The organism is Paenibacillus sp. Lou8.1, assembly GCF_024213565.1.
Taxonomy (GTDB): domain Bacteria; phylum Bacillota; class Bacilli; order Paenibacillales; family Paenibacillaceae; genus Paenibacillus; species Paenibacillus polymyxa_B.
The window spans coordinates 289426-310138 of the sequence record NZ_JANAVN010000001.1 but is presented as its reverse complement, the minus strand read 5'-3'; the positions used below and the strand labels follow the sequence as shown (position 1 = coordinate 310138).

Annotated in this window: 22 protein-coding genes; 7 read left to right on the top strand and 15 right to left on the bottom strand. The window is 47.0% G+C overall.

Annotated features, from left to right (window positions below):
• Positions 1–31 precede the first annotated feature (31 nt).
• The 4 genes from NLX78_RS01525 to NLX78_RS01510 form a co-directional block, all read right to left on the bottom strand.
• Complete coding sequence (locus NLX78_RS01525; RefSeq protein ID WP_254349439.1) at positions 32–592, bottom strand: GrpB family protein; 561 nt, start codon at positions 590–592, stop codon at positions 32–34.
• Between the two features lie 12 nt (positions 593–604).
• Positions 605–913 carry a macro domain-containing protein gene (locus tag NLX78_RS01520; RefSeq protein WP_254349438.1) on the bottom strand — a complete coding sequence of 103 codons (309 nt, stop codon included), beginning with the start codon at positions 911–913 and terminating at the stop codon, positions 605–607.
• Between the two features lie 53 nt (positions 914–966).
• On the bottom strand, positions 967–1698 hold the full coding sequence (locus tag NLX78_RS01515; RefSeq protein ID WP_069291647.1) for an SDR family NAD(P)-dependent oxidoreductase: 732 nt from the start codon (positions 1696–1698) through the stop codon (positions 967–969).
• 80 nt (positions 1699–1778) lie between these two features.
• Entirely contained in the window at positions 1779–2360 is a 582-nt protein-coding gene (locus NLX78_RS01510; RefSeq protein ID WP_061828575.1) for a TetR/AcrR family transcriptional regulator, read from the bottom strand.
• Between the two features lie 195 nt (positions 2361–2555).
• On the opposite strand from NLX78_RS01510, the gene NLX78_RS01505 reads away from it, so the two are divergent.
• A complete protein-coding gene (locus NLX78_RS01505; RefSeq protein ID WP_250261777.1) occupies positions 2556–3791 on the top strand; it encodes an MFS transporter in 1236 nt (411 codons plus the stop codon).
• An 86-nt stretch (positions 3792–3877) separates the two neighbouring features.
• Here the strand turns inward: NLX78_RS01505 and NLX78_RS01500 are convergent, their stop codons facing one another.
• The 4 genes from NLX78_RS01500 to fabF all read right to left on the bottom strand — a co-directional run bounded on the left by NLX78_RS01500 (position 3878) and on the right by fabF (position 7590).
• Positions 3878–4618 carry a zinc ribbon domain-containing protein gene (locus NLX78_RS01500; protein WP_254349437.1) on the bottom strand — a complete coding sequence of 247 codons (741 nt, stop codon included), beginning with the start codon at positions 4616–4618 and terminating at the stop codon, positions 3878–3880.
• 106 nt (positions 4619–4724) lie between these two features.
• Complete coding sequence (locus tag NLX78_RS01495; protein WP_254349543.1) at positions 4725–5678, bottom strand: helix-turn-helix transcriptional regulator; 954 nt, start codon at positions 5676–5678, stop codon at positions 4725–4727.
• Positions 5679–5698: 20 nt separating this feature from the next.
• On the bottom strand, positions 5699–6223 hold the full coding sequence (locus NLX78_RS01490) for a GNAT family N-acetyltransferase (RefSeq protein WP_254349436.1): 525 nt from the start codon (positions 6221–6223) through the stop codon (positions 5699–5701).
• A gap of 128 nt (positions 6224–6351) precedes the next feature.
• The gene (gene fabF, locus NLX78_RS01485; RefSeq protein WP_254325899.1) at positions 6352–7590 is read right to left on the bottom strand and encodes a beta-ketoacyl-ACP synthase II; all 1239 of its coding nucleotides are present in this window, start codon (positions 7588–7590) and stop codon (positions 6352–6354) included.
• A gap of 163 nt (positions 7591–7753) precedes the next feature.
• Between fabF and NLX78_RS01480 the strand changes: the two genes are divergently transcribed.
• The 4 genes from NLX78_RS01480 to NLX78_RS01465 all read left to right on the top strand — a co-directional run bounded on the left by NLX78_RS01480 (position 7754) and on the right by NLX78_RS01465 (position 12809).
• A complete protein-coding gene (locus tag NLX78_RS01480) occupies positions 7754–8593 on the top strand; it encodes a helix-turn-helix transcriptional regulator (protein WP_254349435.1) in 840 nt (279 codons plus the stop codon).
• Positions 8594–8728: 135 nt separating this feature from the next.
• On the top strand, positions 8729–10543 hold the full coding sequence (locus NLX78_RS01475) for a DEAD/DEAH box helicase (protein WP_254349434.1): 1815 nt from the start codon (positions 8729–8731) through the stop codon (positions 10541–10543).
• 1 nt (position 10544) lies between these two features.
• Positions 10545–11495: a YqhG family protein gene (locus tag NLX78_RS01470; RefSeq protein WP_061828581.1), complete on the top strand. Its 951-nt coding sequence runs from the start codon at positions 10545–10547 to the stop codon at positions 11493–11495.
• A gap of 258 nt (positions 11496–11753) precedes the next feature.
• Positions 11754–12809: a hypothetical protein gene (locus NLX78_RS01465; protein WP_254349433.1), complete on the top strand. Its 1056-nt coding sequence runs from the start codon at positions 11754–11756 to the stop codon at positions 12807–12809.
• Positions 12810–12905: 96 nt separating this feature from the next.
• On the opposite strand, the gene NLX78_RS01460 is transcribed toward NLX78_RS01465, so the two are convergent.
• Positions 12906–13097, bottom strand: a complete 192-nt coding sequence (locus NLX78_RS01460) for a YqzE family protein (RefSeq protein ID WP_029516735.1) — start codon at positions 13095–13097, stop codon at positions 12906–12908.
• Positions 13098–13387: 290 nt separating this feature from the next.
• Between NLX78_RS01460 and NLX78_RS01455 the strand changes: the two genes are divergently transcribed.
• Positions 13388–14149 (top strand): N-acetylmuramoyl-L-alanine amidase, encoded by a 762-nt coding sequence (locus NLX78_RS01455; protein ID WP_061828584.1) that lies wholly within the window; start codon positions 13388–13390, stop codon positions 14147–14149.
• Here NLX78_RS01455 and NLX78_RS01450 read toward each other — a convergent pair.
• On the bottom strand, positions 14124–15059 hold the full coding sequence (locus NLX78_RS01450) for a divergent polysaccharide deacetylase family protein (protein WP_254349432.1): 936 nt from the start codon (positions 15057–15059) through the stop codon (positions 14124–14126). The two genes, NLX78_RS01455 and NLX78_RS01450, sit on opposite strands and share 26 nt — an antisense overlap.
• A 125-nt stretch (positions 15060–15184) precedes the next feature.
• The gene (gene msrA, locus NLX78_RS01445) at positions 15185–15697 is read right to left on the bottom strand and encodes a peptide-methionine (S)-S-oxide reductase MsrA (RefSeq protein ID WP_061828586.1); all 513 of its coding nucleotides are present in this window, start codon (positions 15695–15697) and stop codon (positions 15185–15187) included.
• A 583-nt stretch (positions 15698–16280) separates the two neighbouring features.
• Between msrA and NLX78_RS01440 the strand changes: the two genes are divergently transcribed.
• Positions 16281–16646 (top strand): ParA family protein, encoded by a 366-nt coding sequence (locus NLX78_RS01440; protein ID WP_254349431.1) that lies wholly within the window; start codon positions 16281–16283, stop codon positions 16644–16646.
• 17 nt (positions 16647–16663) lie between these two features.
• On the opposite strand, the gene NLX78_RS01435 is transcribed toward NLX78_RS01440, so the two are convergent.
• The 4 genes from NLX78_RS01435 to NLX78_RS01420 all read right to left on the bottom strand — a co-directional run bounded on the left by NLX78_RS01435 (position 16664) and on the right by NLX78_RS01420 (position 20672).
• Positions 16664–17668 (bottom strand): L-serine ammonia-lyase, iron-sulfur-dependent, subunit alpha, encoded by a 1005-nt coding sequence (locus NLX78_RS01435; RefSeq protein WP_254349430.1) that lies wholly within the window; start codon positions 17666–17668, stop codon positions 16664–16666.
• 83 nt (positions 17669–17751) lie between these two features.
• On the bottom strand, positions 17752–18588 hold the full coding sequence (locus tag NLX78_RS01430; protein ID WP_254349429.1) for an enoyl-CoA hydratase/isomerase family protein: 837 nt from the start codon (positions 18586–18588) through the stop codon (positions 17752–17754).
• Entirely contained in the window at positions 18578–19417 is an 840-nt protein-coding gene (locus NLX78_RS01425; RefSeq protein WP_250244562.1) for an enoyl-CoA hydratase/isomerase family protein, read from the bottom strand. Before NLX78_RS01425 ends, NLX78_RS01430 begins: the two co-directional genes overlap by 11 nt.
• Positions 19418–19445: 28 nt before the next feature.
• Positions 19446–20672, bottom strand: a complete 1227-nt coding sequence (locus NLX78_RS01420; RefSeq protein WP_254349542.1) for a M20 metallopeptidase family protein — start codon at positions 20670–20672, stop codon at positions 19446–19448.
• Positions 20673–20713: the final 41 nt, after the last annotated feature.

Sequence of the window (20713 nt, the reverse complement as noted above, 5' to 3'; positions counted from 1 at the left end):
TGGTCGAAAAGCACCCGGGAGTCCGGACATTCTAATCTTTAGGATGTCCGGTATTCAGAACGTTTTGCACAAAATCAGTCTTGGCCTCCGTGTACGCTTCACGATCATGCTGATTTTCCATCGCCAGCCGCCTTTTTAATACATCATATTGCTGAATCAGCTCAGGCTGTTCACGAAGTCGGTTCCGAAACAATAGCTGCCGATCCCAATGCTCATCAGATTTCAGTATGAGATGCAGATGTCCCTTTCTTTGATCCTGTTCCACTTTAACCAAAAATCTTCTCCATTCCCGACCGTCCAATTCAGGCGGAACATAGTTCCAGCCTGCTGGTTGTAAAGCAGACACGATCTGTTCCAGTTGATCCCAAGATTCTAATTTTGCCATTATGTCAATAATGGGCTTAGCGGAAAGATTGGGAATTGCCGTGCTTCCTATATGTTCGATTTCCGTCACCTTAAACGGCAGTAATAACTCCCGCAACTGGTAAATGATCTTTAAGCCCTGCTCTGACCAGGCAGGATCAGGATTTACTATTTTTACAGGCTCCGTAGCCCACACCGGCCAATGGTCCTGGTTTTGCTCCTCATGCATTCATAATCCCCCCTAATTTCTACTCATGTATTGCAGCTTACGACTGTATAACTGAGCGTTTTCCGCATCAAAACAAACAAAAATAATCTCATTCAAAACCGCATGTTCACGTACAAAACGTGTTACTTCCTGTATAGCAATATCCGCCGCCTTTTCTTTCGGGAAACGGTAGATGCCTGTGCTGATATTCGGAAAGGCAATGCTTCGTGCATTCAGTTTTAAAGCTAATTGGAGTGCATTATGGTAGCATTTCGCCAATAGCTCCTCTTCCCGATGGTCGCCACCATTCCACACAGGACCAACGGTATGAACAACATTCACGTTTATCTAAGTTCAATTTGGGTATTCATTAATCCTCCTCCTCTCGTAAAAAATCATCTTAGATAACACCCATTATTAATATCAAAGGTCGCTCCCGTATAATGCCTGGATCTTTTCGATAGCAGAAACAGGACAGTATAAGCAACATCTTCTGCTTTTAAAGGCTCAGGAATTAGCTGATGATTTGTATATTCCTCCTTTCTCCAATCAGGAATATGATCCATCATTGGAGTACTTACCATCGTTGGTGCCACAGCATTAACTCTTATATAAGGTGAAAAATTCATGGCACAGCTTTTAGTAAAGCCCAATATTGCAGCTTTTGATAATCCATAGATCGCATCTGAGCTTCCTTCCATTCCAGAAACAGAAGACATATTTACGATAATTCCCTGATGCTTCTTCTCAATCATGAACTTTCCAAAAAATTGCGAGAAATATACACATCCCTTAATATTTATGTCCAGCACCTTCTCTATTTCTTCCATACCATAGTCGAGTATATTCTTTCCTCTATAAACACCTGCATTATTGACTAAAGCTGTTATGTCCGGGTGTTCTCCCTTAATGTATGTAAAAAAATCAGTTACTTCCGTATAGTTACTTATATCTATCAGATAGGTGTACAAACTTGGTGAATTCAGTTCAGCCTCAAGTTCGTTTAAAGAACGTTTATTCATATCACACGCAATAACACTTGCGCCTTCCCTTAGACATTGCTGAGTAATTTCCTTTCCAATGCCGGAAGCAGCTCCTGTTATAATAACTTTCATTTTATTAAGCAATGAAGAAACCCCTCTCTCGTACGGTATATAGTTTTACTCAAAATACCTCTCTCAAGTACTATCAGCTATATGAAAGAAACTTACTTCAGTAACATAAGTGCAGTCGCAACCGAATGATCCACAAAAGAACGCTCTGGGCGCGACTTCATCATCACGGTAATCCCGATTAACAAAGAGACCAACGTATGGGCCAAAGCTCGTGCATCCATAGCCACCTCAAGCTCCCCAGATCGAATACCACGCTCGAGGGTTTCCTGAAAGACGGCAGAAAGATACATCTGATGTTCTCTGGTTAAAATCTCAAATTTCTCATCATGAGGGGCTAATTCTACCATCGTATTAATACAAAAGCATCCTCTATTAGGCCCATCCTCGTACTCTTCTGCCACGACTCCTCCAAAAAAATTGTAAAACGCTTCTTTTACAGAAGAATTGCTTTGTAGTCTAGAGCGTACATAAGCAGCGTGGGATTGCGTATATTTGCGCAGCGCAGCTTCGAATAATTGCTTCTTGTCTCCAAAGGCAGCGTAAATGCTAGGGCGCTGAATTCCCATTTTGGAGGTTAAATCACTTAAAGATGTAGCCTCGAATCCCTTTTCCCAAAAAATTCGCATCGCTGCATCCAACGCTTGATCTTCATCAAATTCCCGTGGTCGAACCATAAGCAGCTCCCTCTTTTCATATCGTTCAGTATATTAAGATTGTATGATCACGATAAGAAACTGTCAAATATGTGCATGATGAACTCTTGACATTTCATATTTAAACGAGTTATATTGACCTAAATTCATTACATACCAATCAGTATATTATACTCAACGGTATGTAAATTACAGAAAGCGACGTGGTATGTGAAAATGAAGACGTCAGAAGAAAAAGCGGTACTCCTCCCTCATCAAACGGTAGCAAATGCTGCCGAAACAGCCCCCATTCCCTCCCTGTCCCGATCTGTGGCACTCTTGTTTGCCATAGCCTGCGGGCTGGCTGTCGCTAACATTTACTATGCACAGCCATTGCTGGATGCGCTGGCAAACGAATTTGGCATTACGCACTCATCGGTAGGCATGGTCATTACTATCACGCAAATTTGTTATGCGTTGGGATTATTGCTGCTCGTCCCGCTTGGCGATCTTTTGAATCGACGGCGACTGATTACAGGGCAAATGCTGCTATCCGTGCTGGCACTAATCGTGGTTAGCTTTGCTCCTACCCGTACAATACTGCTTATGGGAATGGCAATGGTTGGTCTGCTGGCTGTAGTCACTCAAACACTCGTGGCTTTCGCCTCTACCTTGGCTAATCCGACTGAACGTGGGCGTATCGTAGGTCTGGTGACCAGTGGAGTCGTTATCGGCATTCTGCTGGCACGAACCGTGGCCGGTGTATTAACTGATCTGGCAGGCTGGCGTTCAGTTTACCTTGTTTCTGCCATACTTACGCTGTTTATGGCTGGAGCTCTGTTGCGGGTGTTGCCAAAGAACGAACCCACAAGTGCGACACTTTCGTATCCGCAACTGCTCCGATCGGTTATCGTACTATTCTTGCAAGAACGAATTCTGCGTATTCGTGCTGTCCTTGCATTGCTCATTTTTACGGCGTTCAGCATATTGTGGACTTCGCTTGTGTTACCTCTCAGTGCACCCCCATTGTCTCTTTCACATACTGCTATCGGGGCCTTTGGTCTGGCTGGAGTCGCCGGGGCATTAGCTGCAGCACGAGCAGGGCGTCTTGCCGATCAGGGCTTGGGACAACGGACGACGGGTATCGCACTAGTTGTGTTGCTGCTGTCCTGGTTACCTATCCGCTACACCGAGCATTCTCTGTTCGCTTTAGTTCTTGGCGTCATTCTTTTGGACTTGGCGGTACAGGCTGTACATGTCACCAACCAAAGCTTGATTTTCAATGTACGCCCTGAGGCACGGAGCCGACTTACTGCAGGCTACATGATATTTTATTCCATTGGTAGCGCCACCGGGGCCATTGCTTCCACTCATATGTACATCTATGCCGGATGGAACGGGGTGTGTCTATTAGGATCTGGTGTCAGTGCTCTGGCTCTCATCTTTTGGGCTTTAACTCGACGTTCAACTTGAAGGGGAATCTACTATTGATTGAATCAGAAGAGAACCGCCGGGTCCACGACAATGACCGGCGGTTCTCTTCTGTCACAACAAAATCATCACTTGATTGCAATATAAATCAAAACAGGTTCATCAGGACTGCCATACACTTCAAAATCACCTGTGTATGTCCGCTCCCCTTGTCCCGTGGCAGCCCACTCCCAGATCGTCTGCCATACACGGAAGACAGAAGAGGGTTCCTGAGTTGCCTGAAAAATGGCGTAGCGTGCAGCCGGAATGACAAGTTCTTCAAGGTCATCAGGAGTTTGGAAATCTACAGCCGCTTCCTTCCCGATAAAAAACGTATACTCGCCCAAAGCTCCATTTTCATAGTCAGTATAGCAACCATAGACAGAAGCATGTCCTGCTTTTTCCTTTATCCGACCAGGCACGTCCTCACTCCAAAAACGTTCCCACATGTTGGGAATGATCCCGTGAGATGTTTGTTCATTCTGATTACTTGTACGTGCTTTCAACCCAATCAAACGGATCTCACCTCGATATTCTTCCCGAATGGGTCCATCCAGTGTAAGCCCCGTATCCTCTGAGGACCGCCATCGTTTCAAAAACGGCAGGTAATTGCGCAGCATCGAAGTCGCTTCTTCTTCCTGCATCCCCTCCTCTACCAGGAAAGGCACAGACTGCTGAATCATTCCCTCCATAGTCAATTCAGGCTGTACAAATTCGCCTTCCTTGTAACAATACTTGCAATACTCATCCGTTTTATGATGTTGTGCATCCGTTCCATATTGGTCCTCATGCTCTAGCGGCATCCCGCAACTTTGACAAGCTTTATCCATCCTCGTAAATCCCCTTTCGCTAACTGATATCAGGTATGCCACCAGTATAACGAAACAAACCTGACAACTATGGGTCAGGTTTGTTTTACTTTAACTAAGATTTCCTTTATGATTCCCGAACTTCTTCATAATTAGATGCAATACGCAGCGCCATCTGATGAATCTTGTCCCGCAAATGGACTGGTTCTTTGACAACCACATCCGGTCCCAAGCTTAAAATAAATCCGTACGCCCATGTATCCTCGGGAAACGGGACCGAAACCGTATAGATCCCCTCCTCCTGCTCGGTCAATGCTTCTACGCCAAACCATTCCTCCGCCAAATGCCTTGAGTTACGGTTAAATTGTAGCGTAAATGGTTGTACGGCTCTGGATACCTCCATCCGTCCCTCATTCCACGGCAGCACTTCATAAGAAAGATCCCTGCGAGCAAAAACTGTCTCTGTAACCACAGGGTCACTCATGCGTGAGAGTTTGAATAGACGAAACTGCTCCCTATCGGGACAATATGCATATACAAACCATTGTTGTCCTTTCAGAACGAGCGTATGCGGTTCAACATTCCGTTCCGTTATGGCTCCCCCCGCATTTCGATAGGTAAAGGCGACAGTGCGCGCTTGGCTCATTGCTTCTTTTACCTTTATCAATTTGCCTTCCTGCGCAGCCCGATTTCCCCATCCCGAATGATCGACGATAAACTGTGTGGTATGGACACTAAATTGCTCTTTCCCAGATTCCGGTATAATACTTTCAAATTTATGAAGTAACCGCGACACATTCGGGCCGCCCAACGACGAGGACAAACTCTGCAAACCCATCACGATATCCTTTATATCATGATCCGTCAGCATACTGCGATCCAGGCGGTATCCTTCCATCAGACCGATTCCCCCGTTGGCTCCCTGATAAGTGACCACCGGAATACCTGCCATACTAATCGCTTCAATATCTCTATAGATCGTCCGGATCGAAACCTCATATAAATCAGCCAGTTCCTTCGCTTGTATTCTATTTTTCTTTAGCAGCAAAATGACGATAGAAAGCAATCGGTCAATTTTCATTTTTTCAAAACCTTTCGTCATTAATAAAAATAAGCCATGAACTCCTCATCATATCCCTGACCGTGATATTCCAAAGCATTCTTTTCTATACCATAGGTTTCAAATCCCAATTTCCTATACAGCTCAACAGCAGCTTGATTGGTAGTCACCACACTCAGGTTGATTTGCTTCAAACCTTCCACTTTTCTACCTTGGCTGATCACTTCCAATAAAAGTTTTTTAGCGATCCCCTGGCCTCGATAGGTCGATGGTACATAAACTCCCCAAATTGCTCCCTTATGCTGCGTCTTTATTTTCTGCTCTCTTCTAAACCCGGTCATGCCAACCAGCTGATGATCCTTTGTAAATGCACCAAGTATGTAATGATCTCGTTTATTTTGTATCTGCTTCACCACATCAGATAGCGGAACTAGTGCGGCTTCTTCATAGGAGGTTCCAAAAGCTTCGGGGTTCATTTGTAGGGCTTCCAGTCTCAAATTCCAATAAGCCTCAGCGTCTGCTGGTTGTATGTTCCTGATTAAAACCATGGCTTCCCGTCCCTCCAAATGTTTTCCTTCATCTTACTCTATCTCTTATCTAAAATGAATCTGTTATTCTTCGATTAAAATAACCTCAGGTGCGCTATCCAACCGGATAGAATGCCTGAGGTTTGGTTTCAATAACTCCTTACATATTATGACTCGTAGCGCTTCAGCACAATGACCGCATTATGACCACCGAAGCCGAAAGAATTAGATAGCCCAATATTTAGTGGAGCCTTGCGCGCTTCGTGAGGCACATAATCCAGATCGCAAACCGGGTCCGGATTGTCCAGATGCATCGTTGGTGGAATGATGCCTTCCCGTAGGCTTTGCACAAGCGCAATCGCTTCGACCCCGCCCGCAGCTCCCAGCATATGACCCAGCATGGACTTATTCGCAGTAACCGGAATCTGATAGGCATAATCACCAAACAGCTTATGGATTGCAAGGGTCTCAGCGGCATCCCCGACAGACGTACTCGTTGCGTGGGCGCTAATCACGTCCACTTCTTCAGGGGAGATGCGGGCCGAATGAAGGGCTGCTTTCATCGCCAAGTAAGCTCCGGTTCCTTCGGGATGCGGTGCAACCATGTGATAAGCATCCGAACTGGCTCCATAACCGATGACCTCTCCATAGATTTCCGCACCACGGCGGATAGCGTGTTCCAGTGACTCCAGTACCAGAATACCTGCACCTTCGCTCATGACAAAGCCGTCTCGATCCTGATCAAAAGGTCGACTTGCTATAGAAGGCTCCTCGTTACGTGTGGACAAGGCAGTCGCATTAGCGAAGCTTGCCAAGGCCAATCTAGTCACCGCCGCTTCAGCTCCACCAGCAAAAATAACATCCGCATCTCCTGTTCGAATCGTCCGAAATGCCTCTCCAATTGCTGTATTCCCAATAGAGCAAGCCGTCACGGGTGAAAGCGTAGGTCCCATCGCTCCAAACGCGATACTAATTTGAGCAGCAGCCATATTCGAGATCATCATGGGTACCAGCGTCGGGCTAACTCTACCCGGTCCACGTTGTAGCAGAACATCTACATTGTCCACCAACGTATCCAAACCGCCGACTCCCGATCCCACATAGACACCGACACGCTCCAAATCGGTGTGATCCAGTTCCAGACCGGAATCCTTAAGCGCTTGTTCTGCCGCATATAATGCAAACTGAGTAAACCGATCCATTCGTCTAGCATCTTTACGTCCCCATTGCTTTTCTGCATCAAAATCCTGTACCAGTCCAGCAATTTGTGCTTTCAAATCGGACACATCGAATGTATCAATTTTACGTATACCTGAATTGCCTTCCAGCAAATTCTTCCACAACGTGTCCACTTCATTACCCAGTGGGGAAACGACACCCATACCTGTTATCACTACTCTTTGCATAAGCTATTCATTCCTCCTGCTCGGTGACTTACTTATAATCCTCATTTTACCCTTGTCTTATCCTATTACAAGTGTTTGTTTATCCTGGTATAATGAACACTACTATAGTATACGCCTTATTTGCTCACTTCGGATATACCCATTGAATGGAGAGAAAATACCTATGAAAACGGAAGCACGTCTGGAAGCACTATCTGTTTTTCTAAAAACAAAAAGGGCCCGCCTACACCCACATATGGTCGGTCTCCCCCAAGGATCACGTCGCAGAACACCAGGCTTGCGCAGAGAAGAAGTCGCTCAGCTGGCAGGTGTCAGTACGACCTGGTATACCTGGCTGGAGCAAGGACGAGATATTAAGGTGTCCGCCTCTGTGTTGGATGCTATTGCTGCCGCATTGCAGTTGAACACAGACGAGCGCAAATATTTGTATGATTTGGCGATCGAGGCCGGGTCTCACAGCCTTCCAGCTCCTGCAGAGCAGGCCGTCATTTCCCCCTCTCTGCAAAAGATCGTACAAGAGCTGCACTACTGCCCTGCTATTATTTCAGATCGGCGTTGTCATATTGTCGGCTGGAACGCCGCTGCTGCTCATGTTTTTATGGATTTTGCCGAGCTACCACATGAGCAACGCAATATGATTGAACTGCTATTCACCAAAAAGGAGTTTAAAAGTCTAGCCGTGAATTGGGAACACTTTGTAAAGGGGTTCCTTGCAATTTTCCGCGCTTATTACGGACAATACGTAACAGACCCCTGGTATGCACAATTTATACAAAATATGAGTCAGACCTACCCAGAGTTTAACGAGCTTTGGAATCAGAGTGAAGTAAGCTCTGCGCCGGAGGTGCTCATTGAATTTCGTCATGCCAAGGCTGGCAAAATGCTATTTGGCCTGACTTCTCTTCAGGTACAGGGCAGTGTTGATCTCCGTTGCAGCATCTACACGCCTATTGCGCAGACCTCTACGGAAAGTAAACTCCAAAAGTTAATGGAAGGCAGCTAAAGGATTTCATCCCTCCTGTTATGAAGATATCTTTTTCCGTCCATACTACATCTACGATCTGTGCTAAATAGATGCCACATATGTGACAGAACCAAGAGCTTCAACTGTGCTACTACCAGGAGGGAGGGAATCATCATGAAAGCCAAATCGACAAGTTCCCCGCACATACCTAATCAAGCGCCACTGCCTGTTCCGGTGCAATTTGATCGAAGCTGGCAGGATGAGCTGGACCAGCGGCTGCGCAAAGGTGGCCCTTGGGGAGATTGGAATCTGTATCAGCTGGCCATTGAGGCTGAAAAAGTCAAACTGGTGCCGAGCTTTGATGAGCTTCAATGTCTACAGCATTTGCAAGACCTCACTCCACTACCCCATCAGCTGGATACCGCTCGAAAGGTACTGTTTCAAATGTCCGGACGTGCCATTCTTGCCGATGAAGTCGGCCTGGGCAAAACAATCGAAGCTGGAATGATCCTAAAGGAATATCTGGTTCGCGGGCTGGCTTCCAAAGTGCTTATTCTTGTACCCGCATCTCTGGTCCTACAATGGGTGCGTGAGCTGAACAGCAAATTCGGTATTCCCGCTGTCGCCCAGAAAAAAGCGTATTCTTGGTCTTCCGAGGTCGTCGTGGCCTCTATGGATACCGCCAAGCGGGAGCCCCATAGTAACATCCTACTAGATACCGATTATGACCTGCTCATTATAGACGAGGCTCATAAGCTGAAAAATAAAAAGACATCCAACTACCAGTTCATTATGAAGCTGCGTAAAAAATATTGTTTGCTCCTGACAGCAACACCTGTACAAAACGATCTGTCTGAGCTGTTCAATCTGATTACACTGCTCAAGCCTGGTCAATTGGGAAGACATGGCGATTTTTCAGCCAACTTTGTTGTAGATAAACGTCTGCCCAAAAATGAAGATCAGCTCAAGGATGAGCTATCTAAAGTCATGATCCGCAATCGTCGCGGAGAAGGCCCGGTTCAATTCACCAAACGAAATGTTTCCAACATTCACTTGGAACTTTCGCCGGAAGAGCAAGCGCTGTACGATGGGGTGACCTCTTTTGTCAAAGAGCAATACCAGGCGAATGGCGGAAATTTAAGTAGCATGCTGTCTCTCGTCACCCTTCAACGGGAAGTGTGCAGCAGCCGGGACGCTGTGTTCGTGACGCTGGTCAACTTGTCTAAAAAGATGGCCCCAGACTCTCCCCTACGCGATCGTATCTGGGATTTGGTTGCACATATTAAAGCGATCAAGGCTAATTCCAAAGCAGAAAAAGCGCTCGAGCTTATCCGTCAGATGAACGAAAAAGTGATCATTTTTACAGAATACCGAGCCACACAGGAGTATTTGCTGAACTATTTCCGTGACCGTGGCCTATCTGCTGTTCCTTACCGAGGCGGTATGAACCGTGGACGCAAGGATTGGATGATGGATCTGTTCCGTGGGCGAATTCAGGTCATGATTGCCACCGAAGCGGGTGGTGAAGGCATTAACCTGCAATTTTGTCACCATATGATTAACTTCGATTTACCGTGGAATCCCATGCGTGTGGAGCAGCGGATCGGACGGGTACATCGGCTTGGACAGACGCATGATGTTAATATTTTCAACTTGTCCACAACCGGAACGATTGAGGAGCATATCCTGCATCTGCTGCATGAAAAGATAAATATGTTTGAGATGGTCATTGGCGGATTGGACGTTATTCTTGAGAAATTTGAGAAAAAAGAATCTATTGAAAAAAGTCTGTATAAGATCATGCTCGAATCCAGTAGCGATGATGAAATTCGCAAAAAAATGCAAAAGCTGGGCCACTCGCTGGATTCCATCAAGCAGGAAATGGAACAACTGCGCACAGACCAGCCAAACACCGAGGATTTATTAGGCCTAGCAGGCAATACGGCTCCTCCGGGCAAAGCTCGACGCAGTGTGAAGGGAGGTCGCTAGTTTGACCATGAATGCACAGCAAGTCCAGCGTTTTGTACACACCTATCTGGAAGCTACCGGATGCAGTGTCATTGAGAGGTCGCCTCATCATGTAACCGTCAAGCTTTCTCCAGAAGCGGATAAAGCCTTAACAAACCGCCCCTACTATTGGGGATACGTAGAGCGTACTGGCGTTCCAGCGCAGACGATGTCCTTCACTTTCATCTTTGATGGGGAAGCCTATCGTACAGAACAGGAACGTTTAGCGGATCATACGCCACCAACTCCAGCATCAGGCAACGCAGCACAAGATCAGGTCATGGGGCGTTATTTCGGTCATGTACCGACATTACCACAATTGGGACCTGGACGTATTTTGCAGGAGGAGCTTCGATATGGAAGCCGTCGGCTGCATCAAATTTTTGAAGCCGCACGAGATGGAGGGAAATATGTTTATTTGTTTGAGCAGCCTGATGCCCGTCAGCTGTCTGCCCGCTCTCCCGTAGTCTATGAAGCTTGGCTCAGCATCTGCTATAAGATTGAATTCGCCTGCGATTTGAAGCGTGAGGAACTTCAGTGGCTAGGTATTTCGCTTAAAAGCGGCACCATTGTAACCGATTTTGGCGCCATGCTCGAAACTCGGCAGCTCAGCCCGCTGCTGGCGGGTAATATGCATGTGCAGCCTGCCGAGCTATCTGTCCCTGAAGCTTCTAGCTCGCTTGAAAGCTACCTCACCGAACAGCTCCGTCAGCAAGATTATGATTGGGCTGAGCAGGCGAAGGAACGATTGCGCGAGGAATTGGAGGTTATTGACCACTACTACGATGATCTAATCAAGGAGCAGAAAGAGGAAGAGGATAAAAAAGAAGCCATATCAGAGCAGCATCAAGCCCGCCGTAAAGAAATGGTATGGCAGTATGAGCCCAAGGTACTCGTATCCGCCATTAACTGCGGGATATTTCATCTGCGGTAACCGATATCTCTTGCTCCTTCGCAGGAGAGTTGCAGAGGTATCGTCAGCTTGTAACATCTTGCTTCAGCCTACATCAGTTTCCGCTGCTGTAACCACAAGTTTGGTTAAACATGTCTCCTATGTATCGACAGCAAAAAGCGAACCTGGATACGACATTTGCGCCGACAAGGTGCAGCAGTCTTTTTATCGGACAGGCTGTATACTGTATAAAAAGAATGCCTACGTCGGGCAATCAAGCCGACAGAAAGGTGGATTTCATTGAAGAAGAATCATTCCGGGCACTATAGCATAGGTATGATCGCAGCTGTTCTGATCGGCCTGTCCGCAGTCTGTCCGTTCGCTTCCATTCATGCGGCTCCCTCAGTCGCACAAGGTAACAATTTAAACTTGGTGTCTCTCTACAACGAAAGCTCGCGGGTTCCTCCATTGAACTCCACGAGTCCTGCTACTCCTTCCCCGGGTGACGTTTCAGCAAGTTTTCCTACTGGGGAGCAAGGCGTGCCCGCAGACGTAAAACAGACTGCAGACAACATGGTACAATCCCTATCATCGCAGCCCCCTTTTGTCTCGTGGAAAGATGCTGAGCTTAGCTATCATCCGCTCGGACCTGGAACCCATAGTTGGCTTGTTCAAGTAAACCGTGCGGGAGAATACATCGGCTACCTGATTATCGGATCAGACTCAAATGGCGCATATCAACTCAACGAATACGGGAATGGTCCAGGCGGGCCTTATAGTATGGATGTACTTCGTCAATCCTTAGTGTCGCTCACAGATACTGATCTTTCATCTATCGAGAAGCTGCAAATCACACCTATGTATGAGGAACCCCTACTAGCCTACTGGCTGGTGCGTTCCTCTACAGGCAGCGAAATATGTATTGATGCTGTAAATGGCGATCCGTTACCTGTAGAAGTGGCAGATGGGAGTTGGAAACATAAGCTCCAAAACAACGCATTCTCTTCATCTGTACCCTTTTTGAAAACACAGGCGCAAGCAGTTACGGTCTCGTCTGCTCCTTTCGATCCCTATGACGATCTGGGTTGGCTTCAACCCAAGCAAAAACTTTCTGTCCGTAACACAGCCCAATTTATGGATACACTGAGTATTTCACCGCGTATTATATTTTCTGCCACAGGTATCAATTTTGCCTTTGGAGGTCCCTTATCCATTAGTGGGTATCAGTCCTGGATATCCCCAGATCATCCGTCCCAACCCAATTTATATGCGTTAACCTACCATCATGGACTTTCCCGATTTGTACCACTAAAACAGTTATTGTCAGCTGGTGAATTTTATCGTTTGGACTCCTAGTTATTAAGAAACACGAAAAGATCGGAATGATCCCTACAACATAAAAAGAGACCTCAAATGGCATAACCTATGCCTCTTGTGGTCTCTTTGGCGAGTTTAATGTCGCTCCCTTCGCCCTCTGCGTGTGGATTTCATCCACATTTTCAGAGCGAGAGGCAACATGCCAAACCATTTGCTCCCCCACGGCTCTCTGGCTTGTTTTTGACTGCGCCGAACATCACGCGGCGTTTCCATATAGCGAACAATCCGCTGCGTAATATACGTCACCAGTTCGTCACTCTTCGCCATCCTCCATGACCTCCTCCAATCTGCGCCTATTGTTTCCAATTACGTTGCTTGGAAATATCGGATTCACACGTTAGGTGCAGATAAAACTAGCTTGCTCATTTTCCAAAAGGTCTAACCCCTGTGGGAATAACTATGCATGGTTTCCCTTAAATGGAACATACTATCTTCAACATAACAGTTACCCCAAGGCTAATTGCCATATTTGAAGGCAGCTACGCTGCTTTAGGTTTGATGCCTGTTATGCATGGTTTTTCAGTAAATAATCAATTCGTCCACTGGGGGAATAGAATGTGAGGAAAAAAAGGTTAAACAAAATATGGCTGACATGCTTGGGGTTCAGTCTATGCATCCTTTGCAGTGCTGTATTCGCCCCATTTACCTATATAGCTGCTCAGCCCGACGAGAAAAGTAACGAACCAAACAAGTATATAGATAGTCCATCCAACATACATTCGTCCTATCACGCTTTTGCTAAGCCCGTTGTCCTGATTGATGTAGGCCATGGCGGTGTGGATGGTGGAACAAGTCACAAAGGAATTTTGGAAAAAGATATCAATCTCGCCATTGCTCAAAAGCTGTACTTGATTTTACGCTCCCAGGGATATCCTGCTGTCCTGAATCGGGACAAGGACTACGCACTGAGTGACGACAACCGTTGGCTGCAGTCCAAATCCCGGCACCTTAAAGACCTCGCCCAACGTAAAAGCCTAACAGAACAACTGCCCACCGCTTTGGTTGTAAGCCTGCATGTCAATTGGAGCAAACGTGCCGAAAAACGGGGACCCATTGTACTGTATCAGGATGAAGGCAGCAGCTATCTGTTAGCTGAACGGATTCAGCATTCATTAAACCGCTTATTTTGCATGAATAGAAAAACAGTGTACGGAAAACCCTTTTATCTTTTGAATAAAATCCGGCAACCCGCTGTAATTGTGGAAACCGGGTTTATCAGTAACGAACAGGACAGAGCTATGCTTTCCGAGGATCGTGGTCAAAAAAGCATTGCCGAAGCTATTGCCGCAGGCATTATTGCGCATTTGACGGCATGGTAGTGTTGATGGCTGGGTCTCCCGTCCATCCCCATACAGCTCGTACCAAATCGCTAATACCCACAAATTTGGCGTGCTCCTTTAGCTTGGGAACCGACGAATGAAGAGCGGAGGATGTGTACATACCAGACACGCCGACGTGCCCAATCGTTACGCAGGTGTTGTGCTCATCCAGCCATTCAACCACTTTTGTAAGTTGCCGATTCACATGGGCGAGGTTATGGACATCATCCAGAAAAACATCATTTCGTACTGGTGGCATTCCCTTTTTAGCGGCAAGCTCAGGGACCACTGACCGATAATTAGTACGGCTATCGACAAAAAATAGTCCATGCTCCTTACAAACATCAAGAACAATGGACATAATGCGCTTATTAGAAGTGATCTTGGAACCCATGTGGTTGTTCATCCCTATCGCATAAGGAACATCCTTAATGGCTGCTGTCACCTTCGCACGTACTTCTTCATCCGTCATATTAGCCTTAATTGCTCCAGGCCCAAGCCATTCGGGCTTCCCTTGCTTTGGCTCCATTGGAAGATGGACGATGACATCATGACCGCGCTTATGCGCTTCCATAGCGTCCTGCTTGGTTGTAGGCAGGAAGGGCATCACAGCAACGGTAATCTTAACGGGTAAATTTAAAATTTGCTCAGTTCCTTTCATATGGTTTCCCAGATCGTCAATAATGACAGCAACCATCTTTTGCGGCTCGTCCTTTTTGTCTATTGCTTCTGCAACACCAGTACTACAGACCATGAATAACATGCATACCGAAATACAGAGTACTACGGTTCTTCGCATTTTGGAGCTTGAATGGAATACAGGTACATAAGCTGGCTCTTTCCGAGCGCGAGATTCCTTTAAAGCCTTTTTTATTATATTTCTCATGTGCAGCTTCCGTCGTGTACTCATTGCGGGTCAGCCTCCTTCTCTGTCCCTTCATTGTGTGAGTAACGTCGTCTAAATATGTATAAGGCAGATTCATGGAATACTCCCTGATCTGCCTTATCGTGCGTAGAAACGTATAATAAAGCCGCTTACCAGTTCTTATCAATAAATTCATCACGACCTGATTGGGCCCGATCTTCCTTATAGTGCTTCACGTTTTTCTTGTGGTAATCCTGATGATAATCCTCTGCAGGATAAAAAATCGAAGCAGGAAGAATCTCCGTTACAATTGGCTTATCAAAGCGTCCACTTTGTGCCAACTGCTCCTTGGACTGTTGTGCAAGCTCACGTTGCTGCTCTGTATGATAAAAAATTGCGGGTTTATACTGTGTACCCCGGTCCTGAAATTGACCTTCCCCGTCGGTAGGATCTGTTTGCGGCCAATATAATTCGAGCAGCTTTTCATAAGGAAACAGCTCAGGTTCAAAAGTAATCTGCACCACCTCGTAGTGACCTGTAGTTCCTGTTTTAACCTGCTCGTAGGTCGGATCGGCAATCGTTCCTCCAGTGTATCCTGACACAATGCCATGAATGCCCGGCTGTTCTTCAAACGGAGTCACCATACACCAGAAGCATCCACCTGCAAAAGTCGCTTTCTCCATCTTACATCCAACCTTTCAATAACTTCATCATAAAGTGCGTTATTTTCTATCATATCTTAAAAGATAACCTTATAAAAGAATTGTTTATGAACTTGAGGAATTCGCAAAAATTCCACCTAAAAGAAATCAAGTAATTTGTCAGAATCCTTTATGGAAATCCATAGTTTGCGGGAAGAGAAGAAACGTGTTCAGCTTAAACTATGAGCAAATCCTCGGAAATATAAGAAAAAGGTCTCTAAAACTGCTACGAGAGCAATTCTATAGACCTTTTCTAATAGATGCGGTCGAGAAGACTCGAACCTCCACGGGGGGTTAGCCCACACGGACCTGAATCTTGTATCCGATTCGGAACCAAGCGGAATCTAAGTCAATGGAACGGAATTGAGAAACCGTCAAAACCCTTGTGAAATCAGGGTTTTTGACGGTTTTTTCGTTCAAATCCAAGCGCCGAAAGGGGCTCCCGGCAATGCCGTAAAATGCGGCCGATTTTGGACGTTTGAGAGAACTCGGAGAGAACAACGAAAACCAGCCCACTCCCTGCCATTGACAAATTAACGAAGAGGCCGCTTCGGGGAGGGTTAATATGAGACACGCAACGACGATCACCGTCGCTAATCAAAAAGGCGGCACTGGCAAAACGACCACCGCCTACAATTTGGCTTACGCCTTATCCCATGAAGAAAAAAAGGTTCTGCTGGTGGATTTCGACCCGCAGGGTAATCTGACCTTATGTTTCGGCATCGAGCAACCCGACAAGTTGAACGTTAGTATGTTCAACATCATGAACGCCGTCATGGAAGATGAGCCTCTCCCCGCCCCTGACCAATACCTTCATTCCCAAGGGAACTTTGACCTCATCCCGGGCAATCCCAGCTGCGTTCAGACAAATCACATCTTGGCCGGACGACCAGCTCTGCCTTGGTCAGACTGCCCGGCTCGACCATGCTGAGACCGCAGCAGCTCGCCTTATATAGCCTCCCAAAAAAGAACGTCCCTTCTGCCAACCGGCACAAGGGACGTTCTTCGTCTCATTACACAAGGATCACAGGTCAACCCCAAATGGTGCTCCAAAGCAACCTCCGCTGTATACTCAATTTGATCAATCCCCATATCTGACATGTCTGCCAGTGCAGCCGAGGCCATAGAGCAAGCAGTGCCAACCTCCCCCTGGCAGCCGCATTGAGCACCGCTGATGGAGGCATTCTGCTTGACCAGGTTGCCAATGAGCCCGCCTACGGCCAGAGCCCGGAGGACCTTCTCGTCCGGGACCTGTTTCTTTTGCTGCATATAAAGGAGTGCGGCCGGCATGACACCGCTGGCTCCACAGGTCGGGGCCGTTACGATTGCACCGGCGGCGGCATTTTGTTCGCTGACGGCGAACGCATATGCGCTGACGATCCTGTTCTCCCGCGTCTCCGGGCTCTCATCAATATGCCGCTGATTATACAGAAGTTGCGCCTTGCGTTCAACCTGGAGACCGCCTTCCAGAATACCGGTGACTGAAATCCCTTCGTTGACCGAACGCTTCATCGCTTCCCAAATCCCATTGAGAAAATCCCATATCTGTTTGCCTTCACACTGCTCGACGTAATCGCTTAGGCGGATATGATTCGCTTTACAAATTTTACTGATTTCTGCAAAGCTGTTCTCTGGGTAGACTTCGGGCGCCAGCATCTCCTCCCGTCCCTCAATAACGATGTCCCCGCCGCCGATACTTAAAGCACGCATGGATGTGGTTTGCCGCCCGTCTTTATAAGCGATAAAATCAACGGTATTGGGATGCGGCAGAGTAAAATCTGCGTGTGGAACAAATTCAATCTCCGTTGGAACGGGTGACAGTGCTCTAATAATGGCCTTGTCTGTCATATGTCCTTTGCCTGTTTTGGCAAGGGAACCATAAATCAGTGCCTTGAATCGTTCGGCATCCTCATTTTCTGATTTGAAGATTCTGGCGGCTTTCTCCGGCCCCATGGTATGGGAACTGGATGGTCCCACTGCCAACCTTATAGAGTTCTGTCAACGATTTCATAGTACCCTTACACCCTTTCTGACTATTAGTCATTCCTCTGAAAACGTTCCTTGATGTTCATCAGCCTCTCGTGTATACCCTCTTCATCAATGGCCATGTCATACAATTGGTGCGTAAGCTGGAGACCCTGATCGTTCGCAAGGGCTTTTTTCCATGAGCGCGACACAATCGGATGAGTAAGCTTTCTTACAGAGCGGGGGGGGGCCTGCATGATCATCTCTGCCAGCTCCCACGCACGTGGAAGAAGCTTTTCACGAGGCAGTACCTCACTAACCAGACCAAGGTCTAATGCCGCTTGAGCATTAATGTTCATCCCCGTGTATGCGTAGTATGCCGCTTTCTTGGTTCCCAGTATATTCTGAAGTGCTAAGACGATTCCATCTCCAGGCGGTACACCGCCCAGGTAATGAGCATCGAAAAACTCTGTGCCTTCAGCACAAATGGTAATATCACAAAGCGTTCCCAGTTGCCAGTGTGAGCCTGTTCCATTGATCGCCCCAATGGTGGGAATGCCGATGCAATAGATCATATTTTCAATCATTCTGAGCGATTCATGATAGAAATCCAGTTTCCGGCTATTCGGCCAATCCATGAATTTTGTTGTCCAGACTTCAGGATTGCCTATTTGCCACAAATCTCCTGTCCCTGTAAGAATCATCACCTCATTCTCAGGGTCACGGCCAACATCTGACCATACATTGCCATATGCAGTTTGAGCCATCCAGTCAAATTGAAGCGGTCCCCCGTGAGTGTGCATACGTACTTCGAGTATGCCGTCACGGCGGGTCATGAAGAACAAGTCCTTGTACTTCTCCGAGTATTCTTCGAATCGTGTAGGTCCCGCCATATCTCTATTGAACATCTTTGCCCATTAGACGTCCTTGCATTTTTTTCAGCCGCTCCAGAGCTCCTTCTTCATCAATGGCCATGTCATACATTTGGTGGGCAAGCTGGAACCCTTGATCACTGACCAGGGCTTGTTTCCATGGACGGGATATAATGGAATGGGACAGATGTCTCGTTGAACGCGGTGCCTGCATAATCATCTCCGCAAGCTCCCATGCGCGGGGAAGAAGCTTTTCGCGGGGCAGGACTTCACTAACGATGCCCAAGTCCAATGCGGTTTGACCATTGATATTCTTGCCGGTGTATGCGTAGTATGCTGCTTTCTTGAAACCGATCATGTTCTGCAGCGTGAGTAACATTCCATCTCCGGGAGGTGTGCCTCCCAGATAATGCGGATCAAAAAAGTCCGCGTCTTCTGTACAAATGGTAATATCACAGAGAGTTGCAAGTTCACAGTGCGTTCCCGGTCCATTGATCGCTCCGATTGTCGGGATGTCAATGCAGAATATCAAGTTCTCAAGCAGTCTCAGCGATTCATGATACTGTTCGAGCTTCTTTTGCTTCGGCCAGTCCATAAATTTTGTATTCCAGACATCAGGGTCCCCTATAACCCATTTATCCCCTGTTCCAGAAATAATCATTACTTCGTTCTCAGGGTCGCGGCCAATATCTGACCATGCATGGGACCATGCCGTATGGGCTTCCCAAGAATGCTTGTACGGTCCTCCGTCGGTATGCAGCCGTACTTCGATGATTCCGTCACGACGTGTCATTAAAAGAAAGTCTTTGTACTTCACCGAATACTCATCAAATTTTGTTGGTCCAATCATACGTCTCTCTGTCATTTCAATTCCTCCTAGTTTTGTTTAGATATTATCTATTACTTTCAAGCCAATCTCTGGCGAAAGCAGCGTAAGCCGCAGCCCCTTTATAAAGCACCTCATCCGAGAACATCGTCTTTGGATGGTGCACAGGGTAACCATAACCTTCCTCGGTATTGCCTGCGTTAAGAAACACTGAGGTACTTGGCACCGCTTGTGATACAAATGCGAAGTCTTCCGATCCCATTAATTTCCCGCCGGGTATCAAATGGGTTATACCGATTAAGGAACTGGCGCCAAAAGTGTTTGCAATCGTAGTTCTTATTTGACGGTTAAGCCCGCTGTCCGTTTTCACCTCAGGACATCCCCTGGTATAGATCACATCCACCTTTGCCTGAAAAGTTTCTCCGATACCTGCAGAAATGTCGTGGATACGGGTTTCCATTTTGTCCCGCAATACGGCGTTAAATGTGCGTACGCTTCCTTTCATTCTGGCCGTATCGGGAATCACGTTGTTTGTACTTCCGCCTTCCATCACGCCAATGGTAAGGACGGCACTCTCAACTGGCGGAATTTCACGGCTGAGAATACCCTGCAGCGCCAGATGAAGATGAGCAGCTACATTTAATGGGTCTACTGCGGCGCTAGGCATCGCTCCATGTGCGCCCCTTCCGCGGATGATGACTTCGAACCAATCAGATGAAGCTGAAATCGCTTCTCCGGCCTCAGGCAATACAAATTGCCCGACAGGAATCGGCATTCCAGTCAACACGTGTAGCATCATGGCTGCATCCACTTTAGGATTTTCGAGAATCCCATTCTCAAGCATCATCTTTGCCCCGTGCAGAGTCTCTTCACCCGGCTGAAACATAAGCTTAACCGTCCCGTGAAGCTGCTCTTCGTTAGCCTTCAGGATCTCCGCAGCTCCCAAGAGCATGGAAGTATGCAAGTCGTGGCCGCATGCATGCATGTTTCCGTTCAACGACGCAAAAGAAAGATCCGTTTCCTCTTGAATGGGCAGCCCATCCATATCCGCCCGGATAAGAATCACCTTCCCGGTATGTTGTCCGCCGATCGTAACCGTTAGACCTGACTCTCCTACGGGAGTGGGCTTAAGCCCCATCGACTCTAACACCTCTTTTACGTAGGCCGTTGTCCTGGGCAAACTTAAATCAAGTTCCGGAACCGCATGAAGATGATGCCTGTACATGACCAATTTTTCCTGCAGCTGATGGGCCATACCCAAAAAGTCTCCAGCTTCTTCAATCACAATGAACATCTCCCAAAACACATATTGAATGAACGTAAGAACAGAGTGAA

Coding starts and splice junctions, on each gene's coding strand:
- NLX78_RS01525 (WP_254349439.1), bottom strand. CDS start 592: ATGCATGAGGAGCAAAACCAGGACCATTGGCCGGTGTGGGCTACGGAG.
- NLX78_RS01510 (WP_061828575.1), bottom strand. CDS start 2,360: ATGGTTCGACCACGGGAATTTGATGAAGATCAAGCGTTGGATGCAGCG.
- NLX78_RS01505 (WP_250261777.1), top strand. CDS start 2,556: ATGAAGACGTCAGAAGAAAAAGCGGTACTCCTCCCTCATCAAACGGTA.
- NLX78_RS01500 (WP_254349437.1), bottom strand. CDS start 4,618: ATGGATAAAGCTTGTCAAAGTTGCGGGATGCCGCTAGAGCATGAGGAC.
- NLX78_RS01495 (WP_254349543.1), bottom strand. CDS start 5,678: ATGAAAATTGACCGATTGCTTTCTATCGTCATTTTGCTGCTAAAGAAA.
- fabF (WP_254325899.1), bottom strand. CDS start 7,590: ATGCAAAGAGTAGTGATAACAGGTATGGGTGTCGTTTCCCCACTGGGT.
- NLX78_RS01480 (WP_254349435.1), top strand. CDS start 7,754: ATGAAAACGGAAGCACGTCTGGAAGCACTATCTGTTTTTCTAAAAACA.
- NLX78_RS01475 (WP_254349434.1), top strand. CDS start 8,729: ATGAAAGCCAAATCGACAAGTTCCCCGCACATACCTAATCAAGCGCCA.
- NLX78_RS01460 (WP_029516735.1), bottom strand. CDS start 13,097: ATGGCGAAGAGTGACGAACTGGTGACGTATATTACGCAGCGGATTGTT.
- NLX78_RS01450 (WP_254349432.1), bottom strand. CDS start 15,059: ATGAGTACACGACGGAAGCTGCACATGAGAAATATAATAAAAAAGGCT.
- msrA (WP_061828586.1), bottom strand. CDS start 15,697: ATGGAGAAAGCGACTTTTGCAGGTGGATGCTTCTGGTGTATGGTGACT.
- NLX78_RS01440 (WP_254349431.1), top strand. CDS start 16,281: ATGAGACACGCAACGACGATCACCGTCGCTAATCAAAAAGGCGGCACT.
- NLX78_RS01435 (WP_254349430.1), bottom strand. CDS start 17,668: ATGGGGCCGGAGAAAGCCGCCAGAATCTTCAAATCAGAAAATGAGGAT.
- NLX78_RS01430 (WP_254349429.1), bottom strand. CDS start 18,588: ATGTTCAATAGAGATATGGCGGGACCTACACGATTCGAAGAATACTCG.
- NLX78_RS01425 (WP_250244562.1), bottom strand. CDS start 19,417: ATGACAGAGAGACGTATGATTGGACCAACAAAATTTGATGAGTATTCG.
- NLX78_RS01420 (WP_254349542.1), bottom strand. CDS start 20,672: ATGTTCATTGTGATTGAAGAAGCTGGAGACTTTTTGGGTATGGCCCAT.